We start from the raw sequence: 26539 nt of genomic DNA on the forward strand, positions 1-26539 counted from the left end.
GGCTGGCCCGTTGCGCCGCCCCTTGATTACGGGCCCCTTAACAGCGGGCCGCGACAGCGGCGGCCGGCACCCCGTGCGGGCACCAGCAACGGTGCGGCAGCGGTGATGCTGCCGACCGGTAAGACATGACCCTCGGCCCAGGCGTACGATCCGTGGTCTTCGTGAGTGCCGCTCCCTGATGGTTAGCCATCCAACGCCAGTTGCGACGGGTTAACACTACCAAAACCCTTTCAAAACTGCCCTTGAAGCGCAGGTAGGCTGTTCCTCGTGACTGATGAGAACCTGACTGCCTCCTACATCCTGACTCTTTCCTGCCCTGACCGGCCTGGCATCGTGCACGCCGTCGCCGGGGCCCTCCTGGTGGCGGGCTGCAATATTACAGATTCCCAGCAGTACGGCAGCCAGGGAACGGGCACCTTCTTCATGCGGGTGGAGGCGACGACGGCGGCGGCCCAGGCGGAGCTGCAGGCGGCGCTGGAACCCGTGGCGCAGGCCTTCGGGATGCAGTGGAGCCTCAACCCGGCCGGCCGGAAGGTCCGCACCCTGCTGATGGCCAGCACGTCCGCCCACTGCCTGAACGACCTGCTGTTCCTGCAGCGCTCCGGAACCCTGCCGATCGACATTCCGGCCATCGTGTCCAACCACCGCGACCTCGAGGGTTTGGCGGAGTTCTACGGCATCCCGTTCCACCACATCCCGGTCACCCCGGACACCAAGGTCCAGGCGGAGGACGCCCTCCGGGTCCTGATGAAGGAACACGACATCGAGCTCACAGTCCTGGCCCGGTACATGCAGATCATCTCCGACGAGCTCTGCACCGAACTGACGGGCAAGGCCATCAACATCCACCACTCGTTCCTGCCCTCCTTCAAGGGTGCCAAGCCCTACCACCAGGCGCATGCCCGCGGCGTGAAGCTCATCGGCGCCACAGCGCACTACGTCACGGCGGCCCTGGATGAGGGGCCCATCATCGAGCAGGAAGTCATCCGGGTGGACCACCGGCGCACCGCGGAGCAGTTCGTCCAGATGGGCCGCGACGTGGAGGGCCGGACCCTCGCCCAGGCCGTGCAGTGGCATGCCGAGCACCGCGTCCTGCTCGACGGCAACCGGACGGTTGTCTTTAACTAGAAGCAGTCATTAACTGGAGCTATGGAATCCTCCCGCAGGGACCGGCTCGAATCGTTTGTGGCGCTGTTGAAGAACGAGGGCCGGCACGGCGTGCTGGGCCTGGATTGCGGCCCGGGCGCCGACGGGCTGCACTTTGTGCAGTCCGGCATCCATTTCACCGGTGTCGACCAGTCCGAGGAGAACATCCACATCGCCCGATCCCACGGGCTGGAAGCCTCCGTGGCGGGACCGGTTTCCCTGCCGTTCGCCGATGCCGCGTTTGACTCGGTGTGGGCGGTGGACGCCCTGGCGGGCCTGCCCCCGGAACAGTGGTACGACGTCGTCCGCGAACTCGGGCGGGTGGCCGGACCGGGCGCGCCGATCGCCGTCGTACTCCCCGCACCCGACCCGCGTACCTCGGGCGACTGGGGCGGCGAGGGCGACTGGGGCGGCGAGGGCTTCACGGTGCTCCGCTCCCCCGCCTGACGGGGGGGCGGCGGTGTGTCCTAGGCTGGAGGCATGGCTCCCCTCTACGCATTCGCCGGTACCACTCCGGCCGTCCATGACTCCGCCTTCGTCGCGCCCACGGCGTCCGTGATCGGCAACGCCACCCTGGCCGAGAACTCGAGCGCCTTCTACGGTGTCAGTGTCCGCGCCGATACCGCCGCCATCACCGTCGGTGCCGGCAGCAACCTGCAGGACAACGTGGTGCTGCACGCCGACCCCGGCTTCCCCTGCACCGTCGGTGCGCGGGTCAGCGTCGGCCACAGCGCCGTGGTCCACGGCTGCACCGTTGAGGACGACTGCCTGATCGGCATGAGCGCCACCATCCTCAACGGGGCCGTGATCGGCGCCGGGTCCCTCATCGCCGCCGGTGCCGTGGTGCTGGAGGGCACCGTCATCCCGCCCCGCTCGCTGGTGGCCGGCGTTCCGGCCAAGGTCCGGCGCGAGCTCAGCGACGAGGAGTTCGCCGGTGTCCAGCACAACGCCGCCCACTATCAGGAACTGGCGCGCGCGCACCGCGAACTTCACAGCGCCTGAGGAGCACAGCGCCGGGGCCGGCGCCGCTCAGTCCAGGGCGATCGGCCCGAGCTCGGAGAGCAGCTCGCCCGGTCCGGGATTCCCGGCGGGGGTGGAGCCACCGAGGTGGTTGACCACGCCCCAGACTGCGTTGAGCCCGGTGGTGACGGCTCCCTCGGCCCAGCCGGCGGTAAAGGAGACGTCGTCGCCGGCGAGGAAGATCCCGCGCTGTTCGGCCGGCAGCCCGTCCTGCTTGAAGTGCGTGAAGAGCCGCTGCTGGTAGCGGTAGTGTCCCGGCAGGTTGGCCTTGAAGGCGCCCATGAAGTTGGGGTCGGCCTCCCACGAGACGGTGATCGGCTGGCCCACGATGTGGCTGGCGATGTCCACCCCGGGGTAGATCTGCTCCAGCGAGTGCAACATGAGCTCCGCCCGTTCCTCCGCGGTGAGCGAGAGCCACTTCAGCGCGTCGTCGTTCCAGGTGTAGGACAGCAGGATCACGGCCGGCTGGTCCGGACCGTTGTCCAGCAGGTAGGTGGCACGGTTCAGCCGGTCGGTCAGCGTCATGGACAGGACCTCGCGGCCCGTGGCCGGGTCGATGTCCTTCCAGAACGGCCGGTCCACCATGACGAAGGTCTTGGAGGACTGCATGTAGTGGGAGCGTTCGATCGCCGTCCACAGTTCGGCAGGGAACAGGGCCTCGTCCGTGTGGATCCGGGTCGAGAGCAGCCATGACTGGCAGGTTGTCACCACCGCCGGGTAGGCGGATTCGCGTCCCCAGCGTTCCCGGATCCGGAAGTCGCCGCCGCCGTCGCGGGCGATGCGGTCCACGGCGCCGCGCGGCGCGCCTGCGTGCAGCGAGGCCAGCGAGGTGCCGTCCGGCCAGTGGGCCATGCCCGACGGCGCGTGCTCCCACAGTGCCTCGGGGAGCCGCTGCGCGCCGCCGTCGATGAGCCGGTGCCGGTCATCGGCGTCGGTGTAGACCACCCGAAGGATTTCGAGGATCGAGTTGGGGAAGTCGGTGTCCCAGCCGCCGGTGCCGAATCCCACCTGCCCGAAGGCCTCGCGGTGGGCGAATCCGGCTTCCTTGAAGGAGTCGCTGCCGGCGATGAAGCCATAGAACGTCTGCTCGTCCAGCTGGGGGAGCAGCGCGTTCCAGAGATCCTTGATCCGGGCTGTGTCCCGGGCGCGGATGGCGTCCTGCATCTCGGCGAACCCGGCGCCGTCGTTCACGGCGGCCTTCCACGCGTCCGCCACCTCACGGAAGAACGGCGGCAGGTCTGCCGCGGTCTCGGCATAGTATTTCTGGCCCGCGAGCTCGATCACCGTGCTGGAGGTCGCCGGCGCCAGCGGATTGGGGAAGGCCCTGGTCTGCAGCCCGAGCAGGTCCACATAGTGGTAGAAGGCCTTGCCGGATTCCGGGAAACGCATTCCGCCGAGGTCCGCCACGATGCCCGGCGCGGACGGGAAACTGGCGGTCCGCAGCCGGCCCCCGATCCTGTCGGCCTCGTAGACCACCGGCCGCAGGCCCAGCTTCATGAGCTCATACGCGGTCACCAGTCCGGACAGTCCGGCACCGACGACGGCGACTTCGGTCCCGTAAAGCTCGGGCGGCACCGATCCCAGGCCCTCCGGGTGGGCGAGGTAGTGGTCGTAGCTGAACGGGAAGTCCGGATTCAGCATGGTGACGGGCGCCGCGCCCGCATCAGCAGCGGGTTCGGGAGCCGGAAGTTCGGTGGCGATGGTCATGAGATCTCTGCCTTCAGTTCCTCGTGTGTGGTGGTGTTGTCAGGGTGGCGGCTTGATAGGTCAAGGTAGTCCTCGTGGCTCAGCGCAGCCACCCTGGAGTTCTTCCGGCCGTAGCCGAAGTAGGCGGCACAGCCAACAAGCATCCAGGCACCGAACACCGCCCAGGTCTCGGCGCCGAGGTTGGCCATGAGGTAAACGCACATGAGGGCGCCGAGAATCGGTGTCAGCGGAAAGAGCGGGACGCGGAAGCTGCGCGTGAGTTCGGGCCGGGTCCGCCGCAGGTAAATGACTGCCACGTTGACCAGGGCGAAGGCGAACAGGGTACCGATGCTGGTCGCGTCCGCGAGGGCACCGAGCGGCACCAGGCCGGCGGTCAGTGCGACGGCGGTGCCCACGATCAGGGTTCCGGCAGCCGGCGTGCCGGTCCGGGCCGAGATCCGGCCGAAGACCTTGGGCACCAGGCCGTCGCGCGACATCGAAAGCAGGATCCGGGTCTGCCCGTACAGCACGGTCAGCACGATGCTGGCGATGGCGAGCACGGCGCCGACGGCGAACACCACGCCAACCCAGGGCTGGCCGGTGATTTCCTCAAGGATCTTCACGAGGGCCGCCTCGGTGCCGTCGAACCAGCCCCAGGGGCGCGCGCCGATGGCGGCGACGGCCACAAGCACATAGATGCTGGTGACGATCAGCATGGAGAGCAGGATGGCCCGCGGGAGATCGCGCTTGGGATTCCGGGCCTCCTCGCCGGCCGTGGAGGCTGCATCGAAGCCGATGTAGGAGAAGAAGACCCGGGAGGCTGCGGCCGAGACGCCGGCGGCGCCCATCGGCATGAGGGGTTCGAAGTGTCCGCCGTTGAAAGCGGTGAAGGCCACGGCGCAGAAGAACAGCAGGATGCCGACTTTGACCAGGACGATCGCCGTGTTGATCCAGGCGCTCTCCTTGGCGCCGCGGACCAACAGCACGGTGGCCAGGGCGACAATCACGATTGCGGGCACGTTCAGCACGCCGCCGGCTCCCGGCGGTTGCGAGATGGCGTCCGGGAGTTCCAGGCCGAAGACCGCCAGGGCCTCGTTGACATACTGGCCCGCACCGACCGCGACGGCGGCCACGGAGACGGCGTATTCGAGCACCAGGCACCAGCCGCAGATCCAGGCCATGCCCTCGCCCATGGTGGCATAGGTGTAGGAGTAGCTGGAACCGGCGGCAGGGACCAGGCCGGCCATTTCCGCGTAGGACACGGCGGAGAGCAGGGCGGCGAAGCCGGCGATGGCGAAGGAGATCCAGATGGCCGGGCCGGCGAGCGGCACCGACTGGCCCAGGATGACCAGGATGCCGGTGCCCAGGGTGGCGCCGACGCTGATCATGGTCAGCTGCAGGACACCGAAGCTGCGGACCAGCCGCGTGCCGCCGTGTCCGGTCTCGGCCTCGCGGACCAGCTGTCCGATCGGCTTGCGGCGCAGGAGCTGGGCGGTGAGCCCGGGACGGGCGGCTTCCGCCGGCGGGCGTTCGCCGATCAGAGTTGGCACAGTCATCGTTGACGTCCTTATCTTCAGTAGTGGTCGGTTTCCCGAACCAACCCTAGGCGTGTGAGCCACCTCTCAAGGTTGTGCAAAAAGACCTGTAGTCTTCACTCATGAGACTTAATGCACTTGGGCTCCGCCGGCCGGGCGGCCGGCACGGAGGCCGCGGCCGTGGCTGCTGAGGACCCGGAGCGGCTCGGCTTCGTCACGCTGGCGCAGTTCCTGGGCCAGCTGCCTGCACTGGCCGTCGTGCACGACGGCGGCAACGGCCAGGAGCGCCTGCGCTGGGTGGAGCCCAGCGAACTGGAGGATCCCACCCCCTACCTGCTCGACGGCGAGTTCCTGCTCACGGCCGGCCTGCCGTTCGTGGGCGGAGGCGGCAGCGAGGAGGCGGTGGACGCTTACGTGCGGCGCCTGGTCCAGGCCCGCGTGGGCGCCTTGGGCTTTGGCCTGGAGCCGTATTTCGACTCCGTGCCCGATGCCGTGGTGCGGGCCTGCCGGCAGCACAACCTGACCCTGGTCGCCATCCCGGAGAGCCTCCCGTTCGCCGCGCTGGGACTGGAATTCTCCCGGCTCCTCGAGTCGGACAACGCCAAGACCTTCCGCCAGCTGGCCGACACCAGCCGACAGCTCATGCGCGCGGTCTTGTCCGCGCGCCCCGAGCACGAACTCCTCGCGGCCCTGGTCCAGCGCGTCCCGGTTTGGGCCGTGCTGGTCGGCGCCGACGGGCGGGTGCGCGCCCGCGGTTCGGGCCCCTCCCCCGGCCCGCAGGGCGCCGGCGCCGCTGCCGCTGCCGGCACCGTGCCGGGAGTTGACTCCGCCGACCTGCAGCCGCTGCTGGCCAGGCTGCTCGCCGGCAGCGGTCCGCGGGTGGAGATGGATTCGTTCGACGCCGTGGGCTCGTCCCTGGTCTTCGGGTATCCGCTGCGCAGCACCCGGGACGCCAACCTCGGTGCGCTCATCCTCGGCACGGACGCCCCGCTGACCCCGGCCCAGAACAGCGTTGTCTCCACCGCGGTCGGGCTGCTGGAACTGCTGGTCCGCCAGCGCATCAGCGGCTCCCTGGCCCCGAGCCAGCTGGCCACGGCGCTGCTGCTGCACCCGGAGAGCGTGGCCTCAGGATCCGCACGGCATGTCAACGGGTTCAAGGACCTGCTGGCCCAAAGCATCTCCTCCACCCGGTCCGGCCAGCTGCGGGTCGTACAGGGTCTCCGGATTGACGCCGCCCCGGACAGCTCCCGGACCCCGGGCGGACCGGGCGAGGCTCCGGTGCGGGCACTGCTGGAGTGGCGGCGGCTGTTCGACACCAAGCTGGTGGAGCTCACCGAGTACGGCTTTGCCGCCATCACCAGGCTCAAGGTCGACGACGCCCTGCTCGCCGAAGTGGAGCGGCTCGGCTGGCGCCTTGTGATCGGCAGCGGCACCGATTTCGCGAACCTGCCGGAGGCCTACCGGAACGCCGCTTCACTGCGCAACCGCGTTCTCACGAGCCGCCGGAGCGTCCGGGCGGACGACGTGACGTGGTCGGTGGCCGGCCTGCTGGGACCGGCTGCCGGCACCCTGCTGGCGGGCCATCTGCTGGCACCCCTGCTCGCCCTCGAGCCGGAGCGCCGCGACAACCTGCTCGGCATCCTGCGGGCCTGGCTGGGCGAAAACGGAAGCTGGGACGCCACAGCAAAGGCCACGGGACTGCATCGAAACAGCGTCCGCCGGCAGATCGGCATCATCGCTGAGCTGCTGGGCCTTGACCTCAACCAGGCCCAGGCGCGCGCGGAACTCTGGATCGCCCTGCAGTACCAGGCCGAGCCTGATCCGCCCACCCCGGCCACCGCAGGTCAGGCGTCCAGCGCACCGGCCAGCGCAGGTCAGGCGTCCGCCGCCGGTCAGACTCCCCAGGAGCGGTAGATCTCCGGGCGGCGGTCCCGCAGGTAGTCCACGGCGTCCTCGACGCCGTCTGCCGCGGCGCGGCCGGGCTCACCCAGTTCGGCAAACAACAGTTCCGGCCCCGCTCCGGCCGCGGCCAGGACCGAGCCGTCCGGGCCCGCGACGATGCTGCCGCCGCGGAAGTTGCAATCATCCTCCGAACCGGTGTGATTGGCGTAGGCGACCGTCAGCTGGTTCTCCAAGGCGCGGGCCCGGATCAGCACCTGCGGCACGACGTCGAATCCGCCGGCGAGTGCCGTAGGCACCAGCAGCAGGTCCGCGCCGCGCAGGGCGGCCGCCCGCGCCGACTCGGGAAACTCGATGTCGTAGCAGATGACCAGCGCCGTTTTATGCCCGTGGAAATCCACGACGCCGGGGGCAGCCGCGGCGGGCGTAAACGCCGCCCGCTCGTCCGGGCCGAACAGGTGCACCTTGTCGTAACTGAGCAGCTCCTCGCCCGCCTCGTCGACCAGGGCGGCGGAAATGTGCCACCCGCCGGCCGGCGTCACCGCGGGCAGGCTGTAGACCAGGGCGATGGTGTTGCGCCGCGCGATGCCGGCCAGGACTTCCCGAAGCGCGGGCAACCTGCCGGGATCGAACGCCTCCCGCAGCCGCCGCGGCGCATAGCCCACGGGGAAGAGTTCCGGTGTCACCAGCAACTGCGCACCCGCGGCGGACGCATTGCGCGCCGCGACCTCCACCGCGGCGCAGTTCGCCTCGATGTCCAGCACGGCGGAGTTCGCCTGCATCAGGGCCAGCAGCACCATTACCACCTCACGTTTCCGGACGCCTCCGCGGGGCGCGGCGGGCTCTCCCGACCAGAGTAGCCGCGGCCCGGAACGCGGGGTGTGGTGCAATTCCACCCGGACAGCGTGCCAGCGGGGCAGAACGTCCTTGCCGCGGAGACGGCGGGTGCTGACCGCCCTCTCCCCGGCATTCGACCGGCGCGGCCGTTATCGTTGCGTTAACTTCTTGACTACAAGGCGCGAATGCGTCACGCTTCATAGCATGCCCTCACCAACGCGCTCAACGAGGAGCCGAACCAAGAACCCCGGATCGCAGTCCGCCCTCCGGCATTTGAACCAGCAGCGGATCATCGAATGCCTCCTCGCGGGCCCATCCACGCAGGCGGAACTGGCCCGCCAGACCGGGCTTTCGACAGCCACGGTCTCGAACATCGTCAAAATCATGCAGGACGCCGGGCTGGCCTCGACTGAACCGATCACCAGTTCCGGGCGGCGCGCCCTGAACGTCCGGCTCAACAGCAACGGGGCCGTCGCCGTCGGAATCGACTTCGGCCGGCGCCACCTGCGCGTCGTGCTGGCCTCGCTGAGTTACCACGTGATCGCCGAAGAGTCGGTCCTGCTGCCCCTGGGCCATCACGCCGAGGAAGGCATCCAGGCCGCCGTCGGCGTGCTGGACCGGCTGCTCACGGACAGCGGTGTGGAACGCAGCGCCCTCGTGGGTGCCGGCGTCGGAATTCCCGGCCCGATCGACCGCCGCACCGGCACCGTGGCGCAAGGCGCGATCCTGCCCGAATGGGTGGGCATCAACATCCTCAAACGCCTAGAAGAAGCGCTGGAACTCCCCGTCTTTGTGGACAACGACGCCAACCTGGGCGCCCTCTCCGAGGTCACCTGGGGGCCGCACAGCGGCATCAGCAACCTGATGTTCCTCAAGATCGGCTCGGGCATCGGCGCGGGGCTGATCCTCAACGGCGCCCCGTACTACGGCAACGTGGGCATCACCGGCGAAATCGGCCATGCCACCATCCACGAGCACGGACTGATCTGCCGCTGCGGGAACCGCGGCTGCCTGGAAACCATCGCCTCCACCACCACCATGATCGAGCTCCTGAGCCGCGGCGAGGACCGGCCGCTCTCGCCCGGGGACATCGTTCGCAAGGCCCTGGAGAAGGACTCCGCCACGCTCCGTGTCGTGGACGACGCCGGGCTCGCCGTCGGGCGCGCCCTGGGCAACGTGGCGAACCTGATCAACCCCGAAGTCATCGTGGTCGGCGGCCCGCTGGCGGGCCTTGGCCAGCTGCTGCTGGACCCGATCCGGCGCGGCCTGATCCGCCACGCGGTGCCGGTCATTGGCGAGACAACCACCCTCACGATGTCATCCCTGGGCGACCGGGCCGAGGCCCTCGGGGCCACGGCTTTGGTCTTCCAGCACGCCGGAATCCGGCGAAACTAACCATTTCGTTATGCGGCTGTTGCGTTAAAGACTTGACGACAAGGGCTGTGATCCAGTTTACTTTTCCATCAGACGGCCCTGCGGTTTGCAGGGGCGGACAACGAAGTCATGCATTGGAGGCGTAAGGGCAGATGACGTCCCTCAACACGCACAGTGATCCGCTAATCCTCGAGATGCGTTCCATCACCAAGGAATTCCCCGGCGTTAAAGCTTTGGCCGATGTGAGCCTGCGGGTGAAGGCCGGCGAGATCCACGCCATCTGTGGTGAGAACGGCGCCGGGAAATCGACCCTGATGAAGGTGCTCTCGGGTGTATATCCCTACGGCACCTACACCGGCGACATCGTGTACCAGAACGAGGTCCAGGAATTCAAGGACATCCGGGCCAGCGAGCACGCCGGGATCGTGATCATCCACCAGGAACTCGCGCTCATCCCCGAACTCTCCATCATGGAGAACATCTTCCTCGGCAACGAACCAACCAAGCGCGGCGTGATCAACTGGGCCGAGGCCCGGACCCGGTCCACCGAACTGCTGGCCCGGGTGGGGCTGCGCGAGGACCCCGACACCCCCATCAAGGAGATCGGCGTCGGCAAGCAGCAGCTGGTCGAGATCGCCAAGGCGCTGAACAAGTCGGTCAAGCTCCTAATCCTGGACGAGCCCACGGCGGCGCTGAACGAGTCCGACTCCCAGCACCTGCTGGACCTCATGCTGGGTCTCAAGGGCCGCGGAATCACCTCGATCATCATTTCGCACAAGCTCAACGAGATCGAACAGATCGCGGATGAGATCACGATCATCCGCGACGGCAAGTCGATCGAGACCCTGAACGTCAAGGCCGACGGCGTCGACGAGGACCGGATCATCAAGGGCATGGTGGGCCGGACCCTGGAATCACGGTTCCCGGACCACGAGCCGAAGATCGGCGAGGTCCTCTTCGAGGTGAAGAACTGGAACGTCGGGCATCCGCAGATCCAGGACCGCCTGGTCTGCAAGAACTCCAACTTCTTTGTCCGCCGGGGCGAGATCGTCGGGTTCGCGGGCCTGATGGGCGCCGGACGCACCGAACTGGCCCGGTCCGTGTTCGGCCGCTCCTACGGCCGCTTCATCTCGGGCCATGTCTACAAAGACGGCAAGGAACTGCAGCTCAGGAGCGTCCGCCAGGCGATCGACGCCGGGCTGGGTTACGTCACCGAGGACCGCAAGTCCCTGGGCCTGAACCTGCTGGACGACATCAAGGCCACCACCGTCTCGGCAAACCTGCGCAAGATCAGCAAGAACTTCGTGGTGGACGCCAACAAGGAATACGCCGTCGCGGAGGAATACCGGAAGTCGCTGCGGACCAAGACGCCCTCCGTGGAGGAAGGCGTCGCGAAGCTCTCGGGCGGCAACCAGCAGAAGGTCGTGCTGGCGAAATGGATGTTCACCGACCCGGACGTGCTGATCCTGGACGAGCCCACCCGCGGGATCGATGTCGGGGCCAAGTACGAGATCTACGGCATCATCCAGAAGCTGGCCAACGAGGGCAAGGCCGTGATCGTCATTTCCTCGGAACTGCCCGAACTGCTGGGCCTCTCGGACCGGATCTACACGATTTTCGAAGGCGCCATCACCGGCGTGCTGAACAAGGACGAAGCCAGCCAGGAAAGCCTCATGAAACTCATGACGTCCGCCCGCAAAACCGCTTGACCCTTTGGGACAAACCAGAACAATCCGAACACCCCGGACACAAGGACTGAAACAATGAACGCGCTCAAGAAGCTCTTTGGCGGCAACACCCGCCAATTCGGCATGATCTTCGCCCTGGTTGCGCTGATCGTGTTCTTCGAGATTTTCACGGAGGGCCGCACGCTCACATCGGGCAACGTCATCAACCTCTTCAACGGCAACTCCTACATCCTGATCCTCGCCATCGGCATGGTGCTGGTCATCATCGCCGGGCACATCGACCTCTCGGTCGGTTCCGTCGCGGCTTTCGTGGGTGTCTGCGTGTCACTCTTCATCCGCGACTGGGGCCTGCCCTGGTACATCGGCGTCCTGATGGGGCTCGGGCTCGGCGTCCTGATCGGGGCCTGGCAGGGATTCTGGGTGGCCTACGTCGGCATTCCCGCGTTCATCGTGACGCTGTCCGGCATGCTGATCTTCCGCGGCGCCAACCAGTTCGTCGGCAAGTCGAACACCATCCCGGTCCCGGCGGATTTCCAGTACATCGGCTCCGGCTACCTGGCCGAGTTCGGCCCGAAGACCGGCTACAACAACCCCACCATGCTGATCGGCCTGCTCGCCGTCGCGTTCGTAATCTTCAGCGAGATCCGGTCCCGCCGCAACGCCAAGAAGCTCGGCGCCGAGGTCCCCGAAGCCTGGGTCATGGTCCTCAAACTCGTGCTGGTCTGCGGCGCCATCCTCTACGCGACGTACCTCTTCGCCACCGGCCGTCCGGGCACGTCCTTCCCGGTGCCGGGCCTGATCCTCGCGGTCCTCATCATCGTCTACGGCTTCATCTCCTCCAAGACCGTCATCGGCCGCCACATCTACGCGGTCGGCGGCAACCGGCACGCTGCGGAGCTCTCCGGCGTCCAGTCCAAGAAGGTCAACTTCCTGGTCATGATGAACATGTCCTTCCTGGCCGGCCTCGCCGGCATGATCTTCGTCGGCCGCTCCACCGCCTCGGGACCGTTCGACGGCGTCGGCTGGGAACTGGACGCCATCGCGGCCGTCTTCATCGGCGGCGCCGCCGTCACCGGCGGCGTGGGCACCGTGATCGGCTCGATCATCGGCGGCCTGGTCATGGCCGTCCTGAACAACGGCCTGCAGCTGCTCGGCGTCGGCGCCGACCTCACCCAGATCATCAAGGGCCTCGTGCTCCTGATCGCCGTCGCCTTCGACGTCTACAACAAGACCCAGGGCAAGAAATCGATCGTCGGCATGCTGATGAAGAACTTCGGCCGCAGCAGCGAGATCAAGGCCGACGAGACCACGCAGACCAAAGAGGTCATCTCGAGGGGAATCTAATCCCCTCCCCCCAGTTCCCCAACCCCACAATTCTCCGCACACCACCGAAAGAAAGTGAACCAAGCAATGCGAATGATTGGTAAAGCAGGAAAGGCAGCAGCAATCGCTGCTATTGCGGCACTGGCGCTGACAGCCTGCGGCCGTTCCGACACCGGAACCACCAGCGGTTCCTCCACCGGAGGCGAAGCATTCCCGAAGGGCTCCGCGATCGGCGTCGCACTCCCCCAGAAGACCTCCGAAAACTGGGTCCTGGCCGAGCAGCTGTTCAACGACGGCCTGACGGCGGCCGGCTACAAGCCGGACGTGCAGTTCGCCAACGGCGGCGTCTCGGAGCAGCAGAACCAGATCAGCGCCATGATCACCAAGGGCGACAAGGTCATCATCGTCGGCGCCATCGACGGTGCACAGCTGGGCACCCAGCTCCAGCAGGCCAAGGACGCCGGCGCAACGATCATCGCGTACGACCGTCTGCTGCTGAACACCCCGAACGTGGACTACTACGTGGCCTACGACAACTTCAAGGTCGGTGAACTCCAGGGCAAGGCGCTGCTGGACGGCATGAAGGGCAAGAAGCCGGAAGGCCCGTACAACATCGAGCTCTTCGCTGGTTCCCCTGATGACGCCAACGCGAAGGTCTTCTTCGACGGCGCCATGAGCGTCCTGAAGCCGAAGATCGTCGACGGCACCCTCAAGGTCCTCTCCGGCCAGACGAGCTTCGAGCAGGCTGTGACCCAGGGCTGGAAGGCAGAAAACGCCCAGAAGCGCATGGACACCCTCCTCGCCGGAACCTACGGCACCGCAGCCCTCGATGGCGTGCTGTCCCCGAACGACACCATTGCCCGCGCGATCCTGACCTCCGTCAAGGCCGCCGGCAAGCCGCTTCCAATTGTCACGGGCCAGGACTCCGAGGTTGAGTCGGTCAAGTCCATCATGGCGGGCGAGCAGTACTCCACCATCAACAAGGACACCCGCGCGCTCGTTGAGCACTCGATCGTCATGGTCAACGACATTCAGGCAGGCAAGACGCCCGAGATCAACGACGACAAGTCCTACAACAACACGGTCAAGGTTGTTCCCGCCTACCTGCTGGAACCGGTCATCGTCACCAAGGACAACGTCCACACGGCGTACGAGAACGATCCGGTCCTCGGCCCGATCACCAAGCAGTAGTTCCTTATCTGGGCGACCGCTTCACCGGCCGCGCCAGAGTACAGAGCCCCGGCTCTCCCGCAAGGGAGGGCCGGGGCTCTTGCGTTGGCCGTGGTGCGCGGCCGTGGTGTCCCGGCTGGGACCTTGGCAGTGACCTCGCCTGCGGCAATCGGCTTCACAGCAGATCCATAGCTCCCCGGGGAGGTTCGCACAGCGGCCCGTACCACTGTGGGACCAGCGCCGGGCATCGGGTCCGGCAAGAGATCCCCCATAGACACCCAAGAAAAATTAGGAGCACCGTGAGCGTTCTTGCCCGGAGTGTAGGCAACGCCTTTCGAAACAAGGTCAGGACCGCCGCTGTGGTGGCGGTGCTGGCCGTAGCCATTGGACTTGCCCTGGCCATGCTCGTGGCCAACCAGGCCGTCACCGGCAAGGTTGCCGAGCTGAACGCCTCGGTGGGCACGGTCCTGACCGTGAACCCCGCCGGCGGCCAGGGCTTCGAGGGCGGCGGCGAGCCGCTGACGTCCGCCCAGGCAGCCACGGCGGCGGCCGTCCCCAACGTCAGCAGCGTGGTCGGCACCAAGGCGCTGCGCCTGCGCAACGCCGCTGACATGGCCGCCGAGGCCGCGTCAGGACGGACAGGCCAAGGCGGCCCCGGCGGCCAGTCGGCCACCTCCGTCACCACGAGCCTCACGGCCGCCGTCGACGCCGGCACCCTCGGCAACCGTAACCAAGCCAGTACCGGCGCCTCCGGAAGCAGCACCGCGGGCACTACCGGCAGCACCGCGCAGGCCGCGCCGGCGTTCTCGCTGCCCATCACTGCAACGGGCATCGGCGCCGAGATGGACTCCACCGGCAAGGCCCTGCAGCTGACGCAGGGCACCGGCCTGGGCAACTACACCGCCGCGTCCACCGGCGCCCTGCTGGGCACCACCCTGGCCACCAAGAACGGCCTCAGCGTGGGCTCGACGTTCACCATCGGTGATAAAACCTTCACCGTCCAGGGGCTGTTCGACGCCGGGACCGCGTTCGGCAACAATGCGCTCTACGTGACGCTGCCGACCGCCCAGACCCTCGCCGCGCTCCCGGACGAACTCTCCACCATGATCGTCACGGTCAACAGCATGGAAAACGTCGACGCCGCCAAGACCGCCCTGCAGACGGCGCTGGGCTCCGACAAGGCCGACGTCACCCAGGGCCAGCGGAACCTTGAGACCGCCGTCAGCTCGCTGGACAGCGTCAAGAACATTTCCTTCATCGCCTTCGTCGCGGCCCTTGGCACCGCCGGCCTGATCATCCTCCTGATCATGGTCATGCTGGTCCGCGAACGACGCCGCGAGATCGGTGTCCTGAAGGCCATCGGCGCCCCGAACCGCACCATCGGCCTGCAGTTTGTGCTGGAGGCCCTCGTGCTGGTGGCCATGGGCAGCGTGGTGGGCGCCGCCGTCGCCTCCCTTGCCAGCGGCGGCATCGCCAGCGCCCTCATCAGTTCAAGCAGCAGCACGAGCGCGGCGGCCACCGGCCAGCGCGGCGGCGCTGGCGGCTTTCCCGGGGGCGGGTTCCCGGGCGGGGCGGGCGGACCGCTGGGCGGGGCAAGCCAGCTGCTGACCTCCGTGACGGCGAGCGCCTCCCCCGGCGTGATCGCCGCGGGCATCGCCGCAGTTTTCGGCGTCGCCATCATCGGCGCGCTCGTCCCGGCCCTGCTCACCGCCCGGATCCGTCCCATCGAAGTCCTCCGAGGAGAATAGCCATGATCGAAGTCAAGAACCTGGTCCGCACGTTCAAGTCCGGCGACCGGACCATCAAGCCGGTCAACGATGTCAGCTTCGAGCTCGAGCAGGGCACGCTGGCCTCGATCGTGGGCAAGAGCGGCAGCGGCAAGAGCACCCTGCTCTCCTTGCTCGGAGCGCTGGACAAGCCCACCAGCGGCGACGTGGTGGTCAACGGCGTGAGCCTGGCCAGCATGCCCGACGGGAAACTGACCAACTACCGGCGCCGGGACATCGGCTTCGTGTTCCAGCAGTTCAACCTGATCCCGAACCTCTCGGCCGTGGACAACGTGATGCTGCCGATGGAATTCGCCGGCGTGCGAAAGGCCGCGCGGGCCGAGCGGGCCCGGCAGCTGCTCGAACAGGTCCAGCTCGATCCGGACAAGCACGGGCGGCGCATCAACCGGCTCTCCGGCGGCGAGCAGCAGCGGGTGGCGATCGCCCGGGCGCTGGCGAACGAACCCAAACTGATCCTGGCCGATGAACCCACCGGCAACCTGGACGAACAGACAGGCGAGCACATCATCGAGCTGCTCAGCACGCTCAGCCGGGACCACAACACCACCATCCTGGTGGTCACCCACGACCGTGCCCTGGCCAACAAGACGGACCGGCGCTTCCGGCTCCAGCAGGGCCGGCTCACGGAGGAAACGGCCCGGACCCGTGCGACGGCGGCCCTGACCGGCTGAGGACCGGCCGGCTGAGTACCGGCTGCTGAACTCCAGCCGCGGCCGACCCCCTGTGGTCCGCCCGGCTGCGGGGGCTTCGGCGTCGGAGCTGCGGGGGCTTAGGAGTCGGAGCTGCGGGCAGGCCTTGGGGGCCCGCCCGCGGCTCCGGCGTCGAGCCGCCGGGGCTGAACTTCGTGAGACTGGATCTCCGCGTCGAACCTCCGCCATGCCAGGGCCGTCAACACTGCGGCCCGCCCGCCCCTGGGTGAGAAGATGGCACCATGTCTGCCCTCATCGCAAAGCCGTGGCTGTTCAGCCAGCCGGACCAGGATCCCCGCACAGCCACCGGCGCCAGGCTGCGCTGGGGCGTCATCGCCACCGGCGGGATCGCCGCTTCGGTCACACGCGACCTTGGGCTGCTGGCGGATGCGGAACTGTACGCCGTCAGCTCCCGCACACAGGCGGCCGCGGACGCGTTCGCGGCCGACTACGGCTTTGTCCACGCCTACGGTGACCAGAACGGCGCGAGTGGCTACGCCCGCCTGCTCGCCAATGACGCCGTCGACGTCGTCTACGTCGCCACCCCGCACGCCCACCATCACAAGATAGCCCTCGCCGCCCTCAACGCCGGCAAGCACGTGCTGTGCGAGAAGGCCCTCACGATCAATGCCCGGGAAGCAGCCGAGTTGATCGCGGCGGCCCGGACCAACGGAGTCTTCCTGATGGAGGCGGTGTGGAGCCGGTTCCTGCCCAGCATGCAGCGGGCGTTCGAGATCGCTGCCTCGGGCGAGATCGGCGAGGTGAAATGGGTCGGCGCCGACCTCGGCTTTCCGGCGCCGTACTCGCCCGGTTCCCGGCTTTGGGCACCCAAGGACGGTGGCGGCGCCCTGCTGGACATGACGGTCTATCCCCTGCTCTGGGCGCTCGGCACCCTGGGGTTCCCGCAAACGGTCAGCGCCACGGGCTGGCTGAACGACGACGGCGTCGACGCCCAGAATGCGTTGACGCTCGGTTACCACCACGGCGCCCAGGCCCAACTGACCTCGTCATTGATGGCCTACGGCCCCCGCACGGCCACCGTCGCCGGCACCAAGGGCTACCTCCAGAGCCCGGGCTCCATCAACAACCCGAAGGAACTGCTGGTCCGGATCGGCTTCGAGGGGCCACGGACGGAGCAGTTCACGGTGGTGGGACGTGGCTACACTTACGAGCTCCGCGAGGTCACGCGGTGCATCCAGCAGGGCCTCACCGAGAGCCCGGTCATGCCGCTGGAGGACTCCCTGAACACCATGCGGCTTTTCGACGGCGTACGCGCGCAGCTCGGCGTGAGCTACCCCAACGACGCCCACTAACCGCCTCCCACTTTCCACGCCCCAGACAACGGACCCGGCGCATTCCAAGTGTCTCGGTATGCCTACAGTTTCGGCCCCGCTCTGGACTCTCCTGTTGAGGCCGACTTACCCTGTAGGCAATTGTCCAGTCTTCCGGGAGCGGGGGTGCGCGCATGGATCCTGCAGCAGCGTCCTCCCGCGCGGGCCGCACCCTGCGCCCCCTGCGCCCCTTGCGCCGCGTGCTTTTGGCCGCCGTCGCCGGCGCCGCGTGGCTGACACTGACCTGCACGGCCGCGCAGGCGGACGACGCCTGCGCGTTCTACGGGACAGCCGACGGCGCCGGCGAGAGCGCGGCCGCCGCCTCGTGTACGGACGCCGACGACCTCCCTGTTCCCTCCCTCGACGGCGTGGTTTCCGTGGACCTCCCCGCGGTCCCGGCGGGCACCTGGGCGGCGGGCACTGTTCCGGGGCCGGTTGTAGCTTCCGCCGACGTCGTTCCTGCCGACCCGAACGGGCCCACGGACACCGCCCCTGACCCGGCGGTTCCCGACGCGCCACCGCCCGCCGCCCCTGGGCAGGCGGCACCGGACCCGGCGCTCCCCTCCCCGGCGCTCCCTGACCCTTCGCTCCCTGCGCCGGCAGTCACCCCGCCGGCAACCGGGCCCGTGCTGGACCCTGCAATTCCGGTTCCCGGTGTTGTTCCGCCGGTGGTGGACCCTGCGGTACCGGTTCCCGGCGTCGATCCGCCGGTCGGCGACCCTGCGGTACCGGCTCCGGCTCCGGCTCCAGCAGCTCCGCTCCCCGGCGACCCCGCGGCCCCGGTTCCAGAGCCAGCAGCTCCGCTCCCCGGCGACCCGGCGGCCGGGCCACCAGACAGCGTCGTTCCAGGCGGCACCGTTCCAGGCGGCACCGTTCCAGACGGCGACGTCGCGGCGGGATCGCCGGCGGGGACGCCGGCCGCCGTCGATGGCGAATCGGCACCGGCGGCCGCCGCCAAAGCAACCGCCGCCAACGCAGCACCAGCTCAACTGCCGGCGCCTGCTCCCACCGGCACCGTGGCGGCCCGTCCCTTCCCGGCATCTCCTTCCCCCGGTGCCACGGTTGCCTACCCCGCCTTGCTGATCCCTGAACCCCGGGGCGCGGCAGCTGTCCAGTCCGGCGCTGCCCCGCCGGCCAAGGCCCCCGCCGGGACCGGTGAACCGCCGGCTCCCTCCGGCAACCCGGATCCGGGCCCATGGCATGGCGGAACGGGACTGCCTGCGCCTGACGCACTCCCACCGGCTCCGGGCTCGGGGTCCGGCAGCGGGCACTCCGGCGGCGGGCCTGCCGGAACGGCCGCGTGGATGCCCAGCCTGGTCTTCTACCTGCCCACCATCGGGGCCGACGCCATCGGCGGACCGCTCCAGCACGAGTACGCAGCCGTTAGCGCTGATCCCGGTTCTTCCCCTGACTAGTCGGGCCGTCTCTGCCTCCACAGAGCACGGCCCGTCGGGCTGCCTTCGCCGCCCGCCAACAGTCACCCAGGAGAATCCCCCATGGACACGACCGTCCACCGCCGGGCTTCCGGCACCCCAATTCCCGCCAGCCTGACCCCCGCAGCGCCTGCCCACCCGGAGCGCTCCGGTCCGCAGCCGAGACCCGGCTGCAAGCCCCGCCCGCCCTAGCGCATGCCACCGCTCCCATCAAGGTCCTGTACCGCCGGAGCGAGGTCGTTGGGTCCGCTGGGGGACCCAACGGCATGCTCCGGCGGAGGGGCGTCCGCGGGGCGTCCGGTGAGGGAATACGCTTCGGCGCCGGGACCGGAGGTCCCCTCTGAACAGAAGCGGATACTAATTACCCTTATCATTCTTTAGGTGCGCCGTCGGTGCGCACACGGAAGATACGGGGACATCGTGAACAGTTCGCCCAACAGCATCACGGCGGAGCCCTTGGGCGGCCGCTACCAGCTGGGGGAGGTGATTGGCCGGGGCGGCATGGCGTCGGTCTACACGGCCAAGGACCTGAACCTTGGCCGGGACGTTGCCCTGAAACTCTTTGCACCGCAATCGGCCGATCCCGACGAGCTTCGCCGCCAGGAAGCGGAGATCGAGTTGCTGGCCACCCTGAATCATCCAAGCCTGGTGACGCTGTTCGACGCCGGGACGGACACCCGGATTCCCGAGGAGCCGCGGCCCTTCCTGACCATGGAGCTCGTGGACGGCCAGGATCTGCGGACCCGGATCCGCCACAGTCCCCTGCCGCTGGCCGAGTTGGCCGTCGTCGGCGCCGGGATCGCCGATGCCCTCGCCTACGTCCACGGCCTCGGCATCGTCCACCGGGACATCAAGCCCGCCAACATCCTCCTGGTGCCGGTCCGGCCGGGAGAGCCGCTTCGGCCCAAGCTCACAGACTTCGGCATCGCCCGGATCATCGACGGGACCCGGCTGACGGCCACGGGAACCATGGTGGGAACCGCCGCCTACCTCAGTCCCGAACAGGCCCGCGGTGCCGACCTCGGTCCCGCGAGCGATATCTACTCGCTGGGCCTGGTCCTGCTCGAATGCCTCAAGGGCGACGTGGAGTACCCGGGCAGCGCCGTCGAATCCGCCGTGGCCCGCCTGCACCGCGCCCCCGTCATTCCGGACGCCGTGCCCGAGGAGTGGGCCCGGCTCATCCAGGCCATGACCGTCCTGGACCCGTTGGACCGCCCCGCGGCCGCCGATCTCGAGGCAGCCTTCCGTGTGGCCCTCGTTTCCCCCGGATCGCTGCCGGGACCGGTCACAGCGGAACCCACCCGGGTCCTCCCGGCCCCGCCGGCAAGGCGGCCCCGCCCACCCAGGCCCGGAGTCGCACCGGCTGCGGCGTCGAGAACACGCCCCCTGAACTCGCTGGACCCGGATGCCCTGCCGCTGCGGCCCCGCCGCCGCCGCTCCTTGTCGCGCGGGGCCGCATGGTTCCTCCGGGCCCGGCCCCGCACCCGCGTGGCCGTGCTGCTCGCCGCGCTGGCAGTCCTTGCCGTCGTGGCGACGATCGCGGTCGCCCTGTCCGCCCCCGCGGCGCCCGACGTCGTCCCCTACCCCACCGTCACCGGACCGCTCGGCGATCACCTGAAGGAACTGCAGAAGGGCGTGGAACCATGAGCGATTCGCGAACCGCCGGGCAAGACCGCGGCGGGGTGAGGTATCGGGTGTCCGCAAGCCTCCTCGCCGGACTGCTGGCCGCCGGGACTTTGGCCGGCTGCGGCTCCCCCGCCCCCGAACTGGGCAGCGCCGCGGCCCGTCAACTTCAATCCGAAGTCTTGGCTGTCAGCGAGGCTGCAGCCGCCAACGACCCGGAGGGTTCCCTGAAGCACCTTGACGAGCTGCTGACCCGGCTGGATGCCGTCGCCGCGAGCGGCGAGGTGTCCTTCAGACGCCACCAGAGCATCAAGTCATCGATTGACGCCGTCCGGGCGGACCTTACCGCGCAGCAGGCGGCCGAGGCGGCCCGGAAGGCTGCAGAAAAAGCAGCGGCTGACAAGGCGGCAGCCGACAAAGCAGCGGCTGAACAGGCTGCCGCGGCCCAGGCAGCAGCCCAGGTCGCTGCCGCGCGGACGGCCCCGGCCGCCGTCGCCCCGGCCCCGGCCCCGGCCGGAAAGGGGAAGTCGAAGGACAAAGGGAAGGGTAAGGGCTAAGGCGCGCCGGTTACCCTGCTGCCGGACGGGCTTCCACGACACCTGAGGCCGCGACCGGCATCGACCTGGCCGCAGACCGAACGCGGCGCCTCCGCCGCCACTATCGTCAGCCTGCTTACCATTTCAGCGGAAGCCCGCTAGCGTGGAGGAACGGCTTTATGCCGGTCAACGACAAGAATCGCGGACCGCGGTCCGCCAATCGAAGGAGTGACGCCTGCATGGCAACAGTTCAGGAATCCATCGAAGTCAATGTTCCGCTAAGCCAGGCCTACAACCAGTGGACGCAATTCGAGGAATTTCCGCACTTCATGAGCGGCGTGGAATCGGTTAATCAGCTGGACGACACCACTGTGCATTTCAAGACCAGCATCGGTGGAGTCCGGCGTGAGTACGATGCGCGGATCACCGCGCAGGAACCGGACCATCGCGTGTCGTGGGAGAGCCTTGATGAACCACGGAACGCCGGCACCGTCTGGTTCGATGATCTCGGCGAGGCCGCAACGAAGGTGAACGTCGAGCTGACCTGGGAGCCGGACTCGGCGGCGGAAAAGATCGGCGCGGCCATCGGCCTTGATTCCCGTCAGGTTGCCGCCGACCTGAAGAAATTCAAGCAGTTCATCGAAGAACGCGGGGCCGAGACGGGCGGATGGCGCGGACGCGTGGACGGAGTCGCCCCGGGCGCCACCACCGCCGTGCCGCTCCAAGAAGAAGTGGGATATGGCGCGGAACCTGCCTTCGAGCGCGTGGACGCCGATCCCGACCTCGCCCCCGAGCCGCCTTTCGGCCACGACCAGCCGCGCTGACCGGCCGTTCGCACTGATCTGGCTGGTTTGATTACTCCGCCGGACTGACAGCGGAACGCCCCGCCTCCCTTTCGGGAGGCGGGGCGTTCTGCGTGGCGACCTACCGCGCTGCCGGAGCGTTGAGGCTGGGACTACTTGGTCAGCGTCGCAAGCACTTCACTGAACTTCGCCGAGGGGCGCATGACCGCTGCGACCTTGGCCGCATCCGGCCGGTAGTACCCGCCAAGGTCCACCGGGGAACCCTGGACGGCCAGGAGTTCGCCGGTGATGGTGTCCTCATTGGAGTTCAGCGCCTCAGAAACGGCGGCGAAGGCCGCGGCGAGCTCGGCGTCGTCGTTCTGGCTGGCCAGTTCCTGGGCCCAGAACTTGGCCAGGTAGAAGTGGCTGCCGCGGTTGTCCAACTCACCGGCCTTGCGCTTCGGGGACTTGTCCTCCAGCAGGAACGTGCCGGTGGCGCGGTCCAGGGTGTCGGCCAGGACCTGGGCGCGGGCGTTGCCGGTGCTGGTGGCGAGGTGCTCGAAGCTGACGGCCAGTGCGAGGAATTCACCCAGGCTGTCCCAGCGCAGGTGGTTTTCCTTAAGCAACTGCTGGACGTGCTTCGGGGCGGATCCGCCGGCGCCGGTCTCGAACAGGCCGCCACCGTTGATCAGCGGCACCACGGAAAGCATCTTGGCGCTGGTGCCCAGTTCCAGGATCGGGAAGAGGTCGGTGAGGTAGTCGCGGAGCACGTTACCGGTCACCGAGATGGTGTCCTCGCCCTTGCGGAGGCGTTCCACCGTGAAGGCCGTGGCCTCATCCGGGGACATGATGGCGATTTCCAGGCCCTCGGTGTCGTGGTCCTTAAGGTAGTCCTCCACCTTGGCGATCATCCGGGCGTCGTGCGCGCGGCCCTTGTCCAGCCAGAAGACGGCGGGCGTGGCGGAGGCGCGGGCGCGGGTGACGGCCAGCTTCACCCAGTCGCGGATCGGCACGTCCTTCGTCTGGCAGGCGCGCCAGATGTCGCCCGGGGCAACCTTGTGCTCGATCAGCACGGTCCCGGCGTCGTCAACGATCTGGACGGTGCCGGCGGACTGGATCTCGAACGTCTTGTCGTGGCTGCCGTATTCCTCGGCGGCCTGGGCCATGAGGCCGACGTTCGGGACCGTGCCCATGGTGGTGGGATCAAAGGCCCCGTGGGCGCGGCAGTCATCAACCACGACCTGGTAGATGCCGGCGTAGCTGCTGTCCGGGAGGACGGCGAGCGTATCGGCTTCCTGGCCGTCGCGGCCCCACATGTGGCCCGAGCTGCGGATCATGGCCGGCATTGAGGCGTCGACAATGACGTCGGAGGGCACGTGCAGGTTGGTGATGCCCTTGTCGGAATCGACCATCGCGAGTTCGGGGCCCTCGTTGAGGCCCTTTTCGATGGCTGCCTGGACCTCGCCGCGGATCTCCTCCGGCAGGTCCTCGAGGCCGTTGAGGATGGAGGCGAGGCCGTTGTTGGGGCTCAGACCGGCGGCGGCGATCTGCTCACCGTAGGTGGCGAAGAGGTCCGCGAAGTAGGCCTTGACGACGTGGCCGAAGATGATGGGGTCCGAGACCTTCATCATGGTGGCCTTGAGGTGGGCTGAGAACAGCACGCCCTCGTTCTTGGCCCGGACAACCTGGGCTGCGAGGAACTCATCCAGGGCCGCGGCACGCATCACGGTGCCGTCGATGACCTCGCCGGCCAGGACCGGGAAGGCACGCTTGAGGACCTTGACCGTGCCGTCTTCCTTGACGAGCTGGATCTTGATGTTGGTGTCGGCCTCGATCACCACGGACAGCTCGTTCGAGCGGAAGTCGTCGGCGTCCATGTGGGCCACGTTGGTCTTGGACTCCGGCGTCCAGGCACCCATGCTGTGCGGGTTCTGGCGGGCGTAGTTCTTGACCGAGAGCGGGGCGCGGCGGTCCGAGTTGCCTTCGCGCAGGACCGGGTTCACAGCGGAGCCCTTGATCTTGTCGTAGCGGGACCGGATGTCCGTTTCCTCGTCCGAGGAGGGGTTGTCCGGGTAGTCCGGCAGCGCGTAGCCGTGGCCCTGGAGTTCGGCGATGGCGGCCTTCAGCTGGGGCACGGAGGCGCTGATGTTGGGCAGCTTGATGATGTTGGCTTCGGGCGTCTTGGCGAGGGCACCAAGCTCGGCCAGGGCGTCGCTGACGCGCTGCTCTTCGGTGAGGTAGTCGCCGAACACGGCGATGATGCGGCCGGCCAGCGAGATGTCGCGGGTCTCCACTTCCACACCGGCCGTCGAGGCGAACGCCTCAATGATCGGCAAGAACGAATAGGTGGCCAGCATCGGCGCTTCGTCGGTGTGGGTATAGATAATCTTTGCCATTGCGCGGGCGTCTCCCTGAAGGTCTGGGTATTTCCGGAATCTTGTGTTATCTCAACACCCCTAACTTACCCGAGGTGCCCCCGTTGACGCCTACCGGCGTCGTGCGCGGACGGATGAGTGACGTCCCGACACGGCATAACAAAAATTGACAAGCTACTTTACAGATTAGTCAAATTGCCGTAGTTTCAGTCCATCCAGCGGCCGCCAACAGCGGCCGCCCCGCTTTCCACCGGTTAGGACACCCATGAGAACACCCAAGACTCTGGCCACCAGCCTGCTGACTCTTTCGGCCGCCGCGCTGCTGGCCCTGAGTGCCGCGGGGGCGGCCACGGCCTCCCCCGCACCGGCCAAGGCACCGGTTTCCACCTCCGATGTCGCCAGCCACACCGTCACCGAGACGGGCGCGGCCGAGTACTGGACCGCGGAACGCATGCGCAGCGCCGTCCCCGGCGACGTCCTGGCCGACAGGGCCATGAAGCGCAACGGCAAGGCCACTGCGGCCAGGGGCCCGGCGGAAACGGGCGCGCCGAGCAAGGTCGAGGCCGCGGCTCCCAAGCTGCAATCCCAGACGCTCCAGACCAAGACCAATGCGAGCGAAACCCCCGTCCCGCACATCGGCAAGGTCTTCTTCACCCTCGGCGGGACGAACTACGTCTGCTCCGGCAACTCGGTCTCCTCCGGCAACAAGAGCACGGTCTCCACGGCCGGACACTGCGTGAATGAGGGCCCGGGCGCCTTCGCCACCAAGTTCACGTTCGTCCCGGCGTACCTGAACGGCGCGGCCCCCTACGGCAAGTGGACGGCCAAGGCCCTCTACGCCCCCACCCAGTGGAGCTCCTCGGGTGACATGACCTACGACACTGGCTTCGCCGTCATGTCCACGCTCAACGGCCAGTACCTGAGCGACGTCGTCGGCGGCTCGGGGCTGCAGTTCAACGCCGCCCGCGGCCTGAGCTACAAGTCATTCGGCTACCCCGCCGCAGCGCCCTTCAACGGTGAATCCCTCAAGAGCTGCTCCGGCACCGCCACGAACGATCCCTACAACCCGCAGTTCAACACCCAGGGGATCCCCTGCAACATGACCGGCGGTTCCTCAGGCGGTCCGTGGTTCATCGGCACCAGCGCCGCCGGCTACCAGAACTCCATCAACAGCTACGGCTACGGCAGCAAGTCCACCACGATGTACGGCCCGTACTGGGGCAGCGTGATCCAGCAGGCCTACACCACGGCGGCCGCTTCCTGACCTGAGGGCACGGGCACCGTTCGCGCGGGGCCGGGCTCCGTTCGCGGGGGCCGTTCGCGGGGCCGGGCTCCGTTCGCGGGGGCCCGCGCGGGCAGCGCGGCCTGGGTTCCGTTCGCGGGGGCCGCGCGGCCGGGCTTGTTTCCCCTGTCTACCCTGTTTACCCCAGCGCGGGGTCATTGCGTCCCATCTTCAGCAGTGGGGAGGACGCAGTGGCCCCGCGCTGGCTTTATCTGCGACGGCGGATCGCCCCCCGCCCGCTGGACATGCCCTCCGCTAACACGAAGGCCCGGACATATACCCCATATGTCCGGGCCTAGCCATGAGGAGTGGACATGTCCTCCCGGGTGGCTTCTCGGCGCTTGGGAACGAATGAGCATGTCCCCCGGCTGGCCCGCTGCGCTCCAGAAAGAACGGGCATGTCCCGCGGCTGGCCCAGGCAGCCCCGGGTCGCACGGGACATGCCCTCCCCACACGCCGAAGCCTGGACATATCCCTCATATGCCCACTCCTTGCCACGAAAAATGAGCATGCCCCGCGGAAAGAATGGACATGTCCCCCGGACTGGCCGCCAGCCCACCCAGTGGCACAAAAAATGGACATGTCCCGCGGAAAGGGAGGCATGTCCCGGAAAGAATAGGCGTGTCCGCCCGGGCCGGTCTCGAGCTCCTGAAGCCGTGAGCATGTCCTTTTGGGCTGGCCCGGTACGCACCGAAAGACTGAGCATGTCCCGCGGTTGGCCCAGGCAGCCCCAGGTCGCACGGGACATGCCCTCCCCACACGCCGAAGCCTGGACATATCCCCCATATGCCCATTCTTAGCCGCGAAAAATGAGCATGTCCCGCGGAAAGAATGAGCATGTCGCCCGGACCGGCCATATGCCCACTCCTTGCCGCGAAAAATGAGCAAGTCCCGCGGAAAGAATGAGCATGTCCCCGGCACTGGCCACCAGCCCACTCGGTGGCACAGAAAATGGACATGTCCCCCGGATAGGGAGGGCATGTCCATTTTTTGTGCGGGGGTCTCTAGGGGTCTCTAGGGGGT

The 26539-nt window shown here is 67.9% G+C and carries 20 protein-coding genes; 16 read left to right on the forward strand and 4 right to left on the reverse strand.

Annotated elements, in window-relative coordinates:
* Positions 1-267: 267 nt before the first annotated feature.
* From purU to ARTB_RS11070, 3 genes are read left to right on the forward strand one after another with little or no spacing between them, the layout of a single operon-like run.
* On the forward strand, positions 268-1128 hold the full coding sequence (purU, locus tag ARTB_RS11060; RefSeq protein ID WP_243180164.1) for a formyltetrahydrofolate deformylase: 861 nt from the start codon (positions 268-270) through the stop codon (positions 1126-1128).
* A 21-nt stretch (positions 1129-1149) separates the two neighbouring features.
* Positions 1150-1593 carry a class I SAM-dependent methyltransferase gene (locus ARTB_RS11065; protein WP_243180173.1) on the forward strand — a complete coding sequence of 148 codons (444 nt, stop codon included), beginning with the start codon at positions 1150-1152 and terminating at the stop codon, positions 1591-1593.
* Between the two features lie 33 nt (positions 1594-1626).
* On the forward strand, positions 1627-2148 hold the full coding sequence (locus ARTB_RS11070; protein WP_223914204.1) for a gamma carbonic anhydrase family protein: 522 nt from the start codon (positions 1627-1629) through the stop codon (positions 2146-2148).
* Positions 2149-2175: 27 nt separating this feature from the next.
* Here ARTB_RS11070 and ARTB_RS11075 read toward each other — a convergent pair whose 3' ends face one another.
* Positions 2176-3873 carry a flavin monoamine oxidase family protein gene (locus ARTB_RS11075; protein ID WP_243180183.1) on the reverse strand — a complete coding sequence of 566 codons (1698 nt, stop codon included), beginning with the start codon at positions 3871-3873 and terminating at the stop codon, positions 2176-2178.
* Positions 3870-5408, reverse strand: a complete 1539-nt coding sequence (locus tag ARTB_RS11080; RefSeq protein WP_243180192.1) for an amino acid permease — start codon at positions 5406-5408, stop codon at positions 3870-3872. Before ARTB_RS11080 ends, ARTB_RS11075 begins: the two co-directional genes overlap by 4 nt.
* Before the next feature lie 111 nt (positions 5409-5519).
* Between ARTB_RS11080 and ARTB_RS11085 the strand changes: the two genes are divergently transcribed.
* Positions 5520-7301, forward strand: coding sequence for a PucR family transcriptional regulator (locus ARTB_RS11085; protein ID WP_243180202.1), 1782 nt, complete (start codon positions 5520-5522; stop codon positions 7299-7301).
* On the opposite strand, the gene ARTB_RS11090 is transcribed toward ARTB_RS11085, so the two are convergent.
* Complete coding sequence (locus ARTB_RS11090) at positions 7280-8086, reverse strand: nitrilase-related carbon-nitrogen hydrolase (RefSeq protein WP_243180204.1); 807 nt, start codon at positions 8084-8086, stop codon at positions 7280-7282. The two genes, ARTB_RS11085 and ARTB_RS11090, sit on opposite strands and share 22 nt — an antisense overlap.
* A gap of 241 nt (positions 8087-8327) precedes the next feature.
* On the opposite strand from ARTB_RS11090, the gene ARTB_RS11095 reads away from it, so the two are divergent.
* The 11 genes from ARTB_RS11095 (at position 8328) to ARTB_RS11145 (ending at position 21901) form a co-directional block, all read left to right on the forward strand.
* On the forward strand, positions 8328-9518 hold the full coding sequence (locus ARTB_RS11095) for an ROK family transcriptional regulator (protein ID WP_243180206.1): 1191 nt from the start codon (positions 8328-8330) through the stop codon (positions 9516-9518).
* A 131-nt stretch (positions 9519-9649) separates the two neighbouring features.
* Positions 9650-11206: a multiple monosaccharide ABC transporter ATP-binding protein gene (gene mmsA, locus ARTB_RS11100; protein WP_028277320.1), complete on the forward strand. Its 1557-nt coding sequence runs from the start codon at positions 9650-9652 to the stop codon at positions 11204-11206.
* A gap of 54 nt (positions 11207-11260) precedes the next feature.
* On the forward strand, positions 11261-12529 hold the full coding sequence (mmsB, locus tag ARTB_RS11105) for a multiple monosaccharide ABC transporter permease (RefSeq protein WP_243180208.1): 1269 nt from the start codon (positions 11261-11263) through the stop codon (positions 12527-12529).
* Between the two features lie 66 nt (positions 12530-12595).
* Complete coding sequence (locus tag ARTB_RS11110) at positions 12596-13699, forward strand: substrate-binding domain-containing protein (RefSeq protein ID WP_243180210.1); 1104 nt, start codon at positions 12596-12598, stop codon at positions 13697-13699.
* Positions 13700-13977: 278 nt separating this feature from the next.
* Positions 13978-15426 carry an ABC transporter permease gene (locus ARTB_RS11115; protein ID WP_243180212.1) on the forward strand — a complete coding sequence of 483 codons (1449 nt, stop codon included), beginning with the start codon at positions 13978-13980 and terminating at the stop codon, positions 15424-15426.
* 2 nt (positions 15427-15428) lie between these two features.
* The gene (locus ARTB_RS11120) at positions 15429-16136 is read left to right on the forward strand and encodes an ABC transporter ATP-binding protein (protein WP_243180213.1); all 708 of its coding nucleotides are present in this window, start codon (positions 15429-15431) and stop codon (positions 16134-16136) included.
* 260 nt (positions 16137-16396) lie between these two features.
* A complete protein-coding gene (locus ARTB_RS11125; RefSeq protein WP_028277315.1) occupies positions 16397-17467 on the forward strand; it encodes a Gfo/Idh/MocA family protein in 1071 nt (356 codons plus the stop codon).
* Between the two features lie 152 nt (positions 17468-17619).
* Positions 17620-18900, forward strand: coding sequence for a hypothetical protein (locus ARTB_RS11130; RefSeq protein WP_243180215.1), 1281 nt, complete (start codon positions 17620-17622; stop codon positions 18898-18900).
* Between the two features lie 435 nt (positions 18901-19335).
* On the forward strand, positions 19336-20565 hold the full coding sequence (locus ARTB_RS11135; RefSeq protein WP_243180426.1) for a serine/threonine-protein kinase: 1230 nt from the start codon (positions 19336-19338) through the stop codon (positions 20563-20565).
* The gene (locus ARTB_RS11140) at positions 20562-21098 is read left to right on the forward strand and encodes a mucin-associated surface protein (RefSeq protein WP_243180225.1); all 537 of its coding nucleotides are present in this window, start codon (positions 20562-20564) and stop codon (positions 21096-21098) included. The genes ARTB_RS11135 and ARTB_RS11140 overlap by 4 nt, the downstream gene beginning before the upstream one ends.
* A 158-nt stretch (positions 21099-21256) precedes the next feature.
* The gene (locus ARTB_RS11145; protein WP_243180227.1) at positions 21257-21901 is read left to right on the forward strand and encodes an SRPBCC family protein; all 645 of its coding nucleotides are present in this window, start codon (positions 21257-21259) and stop codon (positions 21899-21901) included.
* Positions 21902-22032: 131 nt separating this feature from the next.
* Here the strand turns inward: ARTB_RS11145 and ARTB_RS11150 are convergent, their stop codons facing one another.
* Positions 22033-24255: an NADP-dependent isocitrate dehydrogenase gene (locus ARTB_RS11150; protein ID WP_243180236.1), complete on the reverse strand. Its 2223-nt coding sequence runs from the start codon at positions 24253-24255 to the stop codon at positions 22033-22035.
* A 244-nt stretch (positions 24256-24499) separates the two neighbouring features.
* Here ARTB_RS11150 and ARTB_RS11155 point away from each other — a divergent pair, with 244 nt between their 5' ends.
* Positions 24500-25498, forward strand: coding sequence for a trypsin-like serine peptidase (locus tag ARTB_RS11155; RefSeq protein ID WP_243180238.1), 999 nt, complete (start codon positions 24500-24502; stop codon positions 25496-25498).
* Positions 25499-26539 lie beyond the last annotated feature (1041 nt).

Source organism: Arthrobacter humicola (assembly GCF_022803015.1).
GTDB lineage: Bacteria > Actinomycetota > Actinomycetes > Actinomycetales > Micrococcaceae > Arthrobacter > Arthrobacter humicola_A.

Bases quoted from the DNA above. Each gene is read 5' to 3' on its own strand.
- ARTB_RS11110 (WP_243180210.1), top strand. From the start codon at position 12,596: ATGCGAATGATTGGTAAAGCAGGAAAGGCAGCAGCAATCGCTGCTATT.
- ARTB_RS11095 (WP_243180206.1), top strand. From the start codon at position 8,328: ATGCCCTCACCAACGCGCTCAACGAGGAGCCGAACCAAGAACCCCGGA.
- mmsB (WP_243180208.1), top strand. From the start codon at position 11,261: ATGAACGCGCTCAAGAAGCTCTTTGGCGGCAACACCCGCCAATTCGGC.
- ARTB_RS11090 (WP_243180204.1), bottom strand. From the start codon at position 8,086: ATGGTGCTGCTGGCCCTGATGCAGGCGAACTCCGCCGTGCTGGACATC.
- ARTB_RS11155 (WP_243180238.1), top strand. From the start codon at position 24,500: ATGAGAACACCCAAGACTCTGGCCACCAGCCTGCTGACTCTTTCGGCC.
- ARTB_RS11120 (WP_243180213.1), top strand. From the start codon at position 15,429: ATGATCGAAGTCAAGAACCTGGTCCGCACGTTCAAGTCCGGCGACCGG.
- mmsA (WP_028277320.1), top strand. From the start codon at position 9,650: ATGACGTCCCTCAACACGCACAGTGATCCGCTAATCCTCGAGATGCGT.
- ARTB_RS11140 (WP_243180225.1), top strand. From the start codon at position 20,562: ATGAGCGATTCGCGAACCGCCGGGCAAGACCGCGGCGGGGTGAGGTAT.
- ARTB_RS11070 (WP_223914204.1), top strand. From the start codon at position 1,627: ATGGCTCCCCTCTACGCATTCGCCGGTACCACTCCGGCCGTCCATGAC.
- ARTB_RS11075 (WP_243180183.1), bottom strand. From the start codon at position 3,873: ATGACCATCGCCACCGAACTTCCGGCTCCCGAACCCGCTGCTGATGCG.
- ARTB_RS11085 (WP_243180202.1), top strand. From the start codon at position 5,520: ATGCACTTGGGCTCCGCCGGCCGGGCGGCCGGCACGGAGGCCGCGGCC.
- ARTB_RS11065 (WP_243180173.1), top strand. From the start codon at position 1,150: ATGGAATCCTCCCGCAGGGACCGGCTCGAATCGTTTGTGGCGCTGTTG.
- ARTB_RS11125 (WP_028277315.1), top strand. From the start codon at position 16,397: ATGTCTGCCCTCATCGCAAAGCCGTGGCTGTTCAGCCAGCCGGACCAG.
- ARTB_RS11130 (WP_243180215.1), top strand. From the start codon at position 17,620: ATGGATCCTGCAGCAGCGTCCTCCCGCGCGGGCCGCACCCTGCGCCCC.
- ARTB_RS11145 (WP_243180227.1), top strand. From the start codon at position 21,257: ATGCCGGTCAACGACAAGAATCGCGGACCGCGGTCCGCCAATCGAAGG.
- ARTB_RS11080 (WP_243180192.1), bottom strand. From the start codon at position 5,408: ATGACTGTGCCAACTCTGATCGGCGAACGCCCGCCGGCGGAAGCCGCC.
- ARTB_RS11150 (WP_243180236.1), bottom strand. From the start codon at position 24,255: ATGGCAAAGATTATCTATACCCACACCGACGAAGCGCCGATGCTGGCC.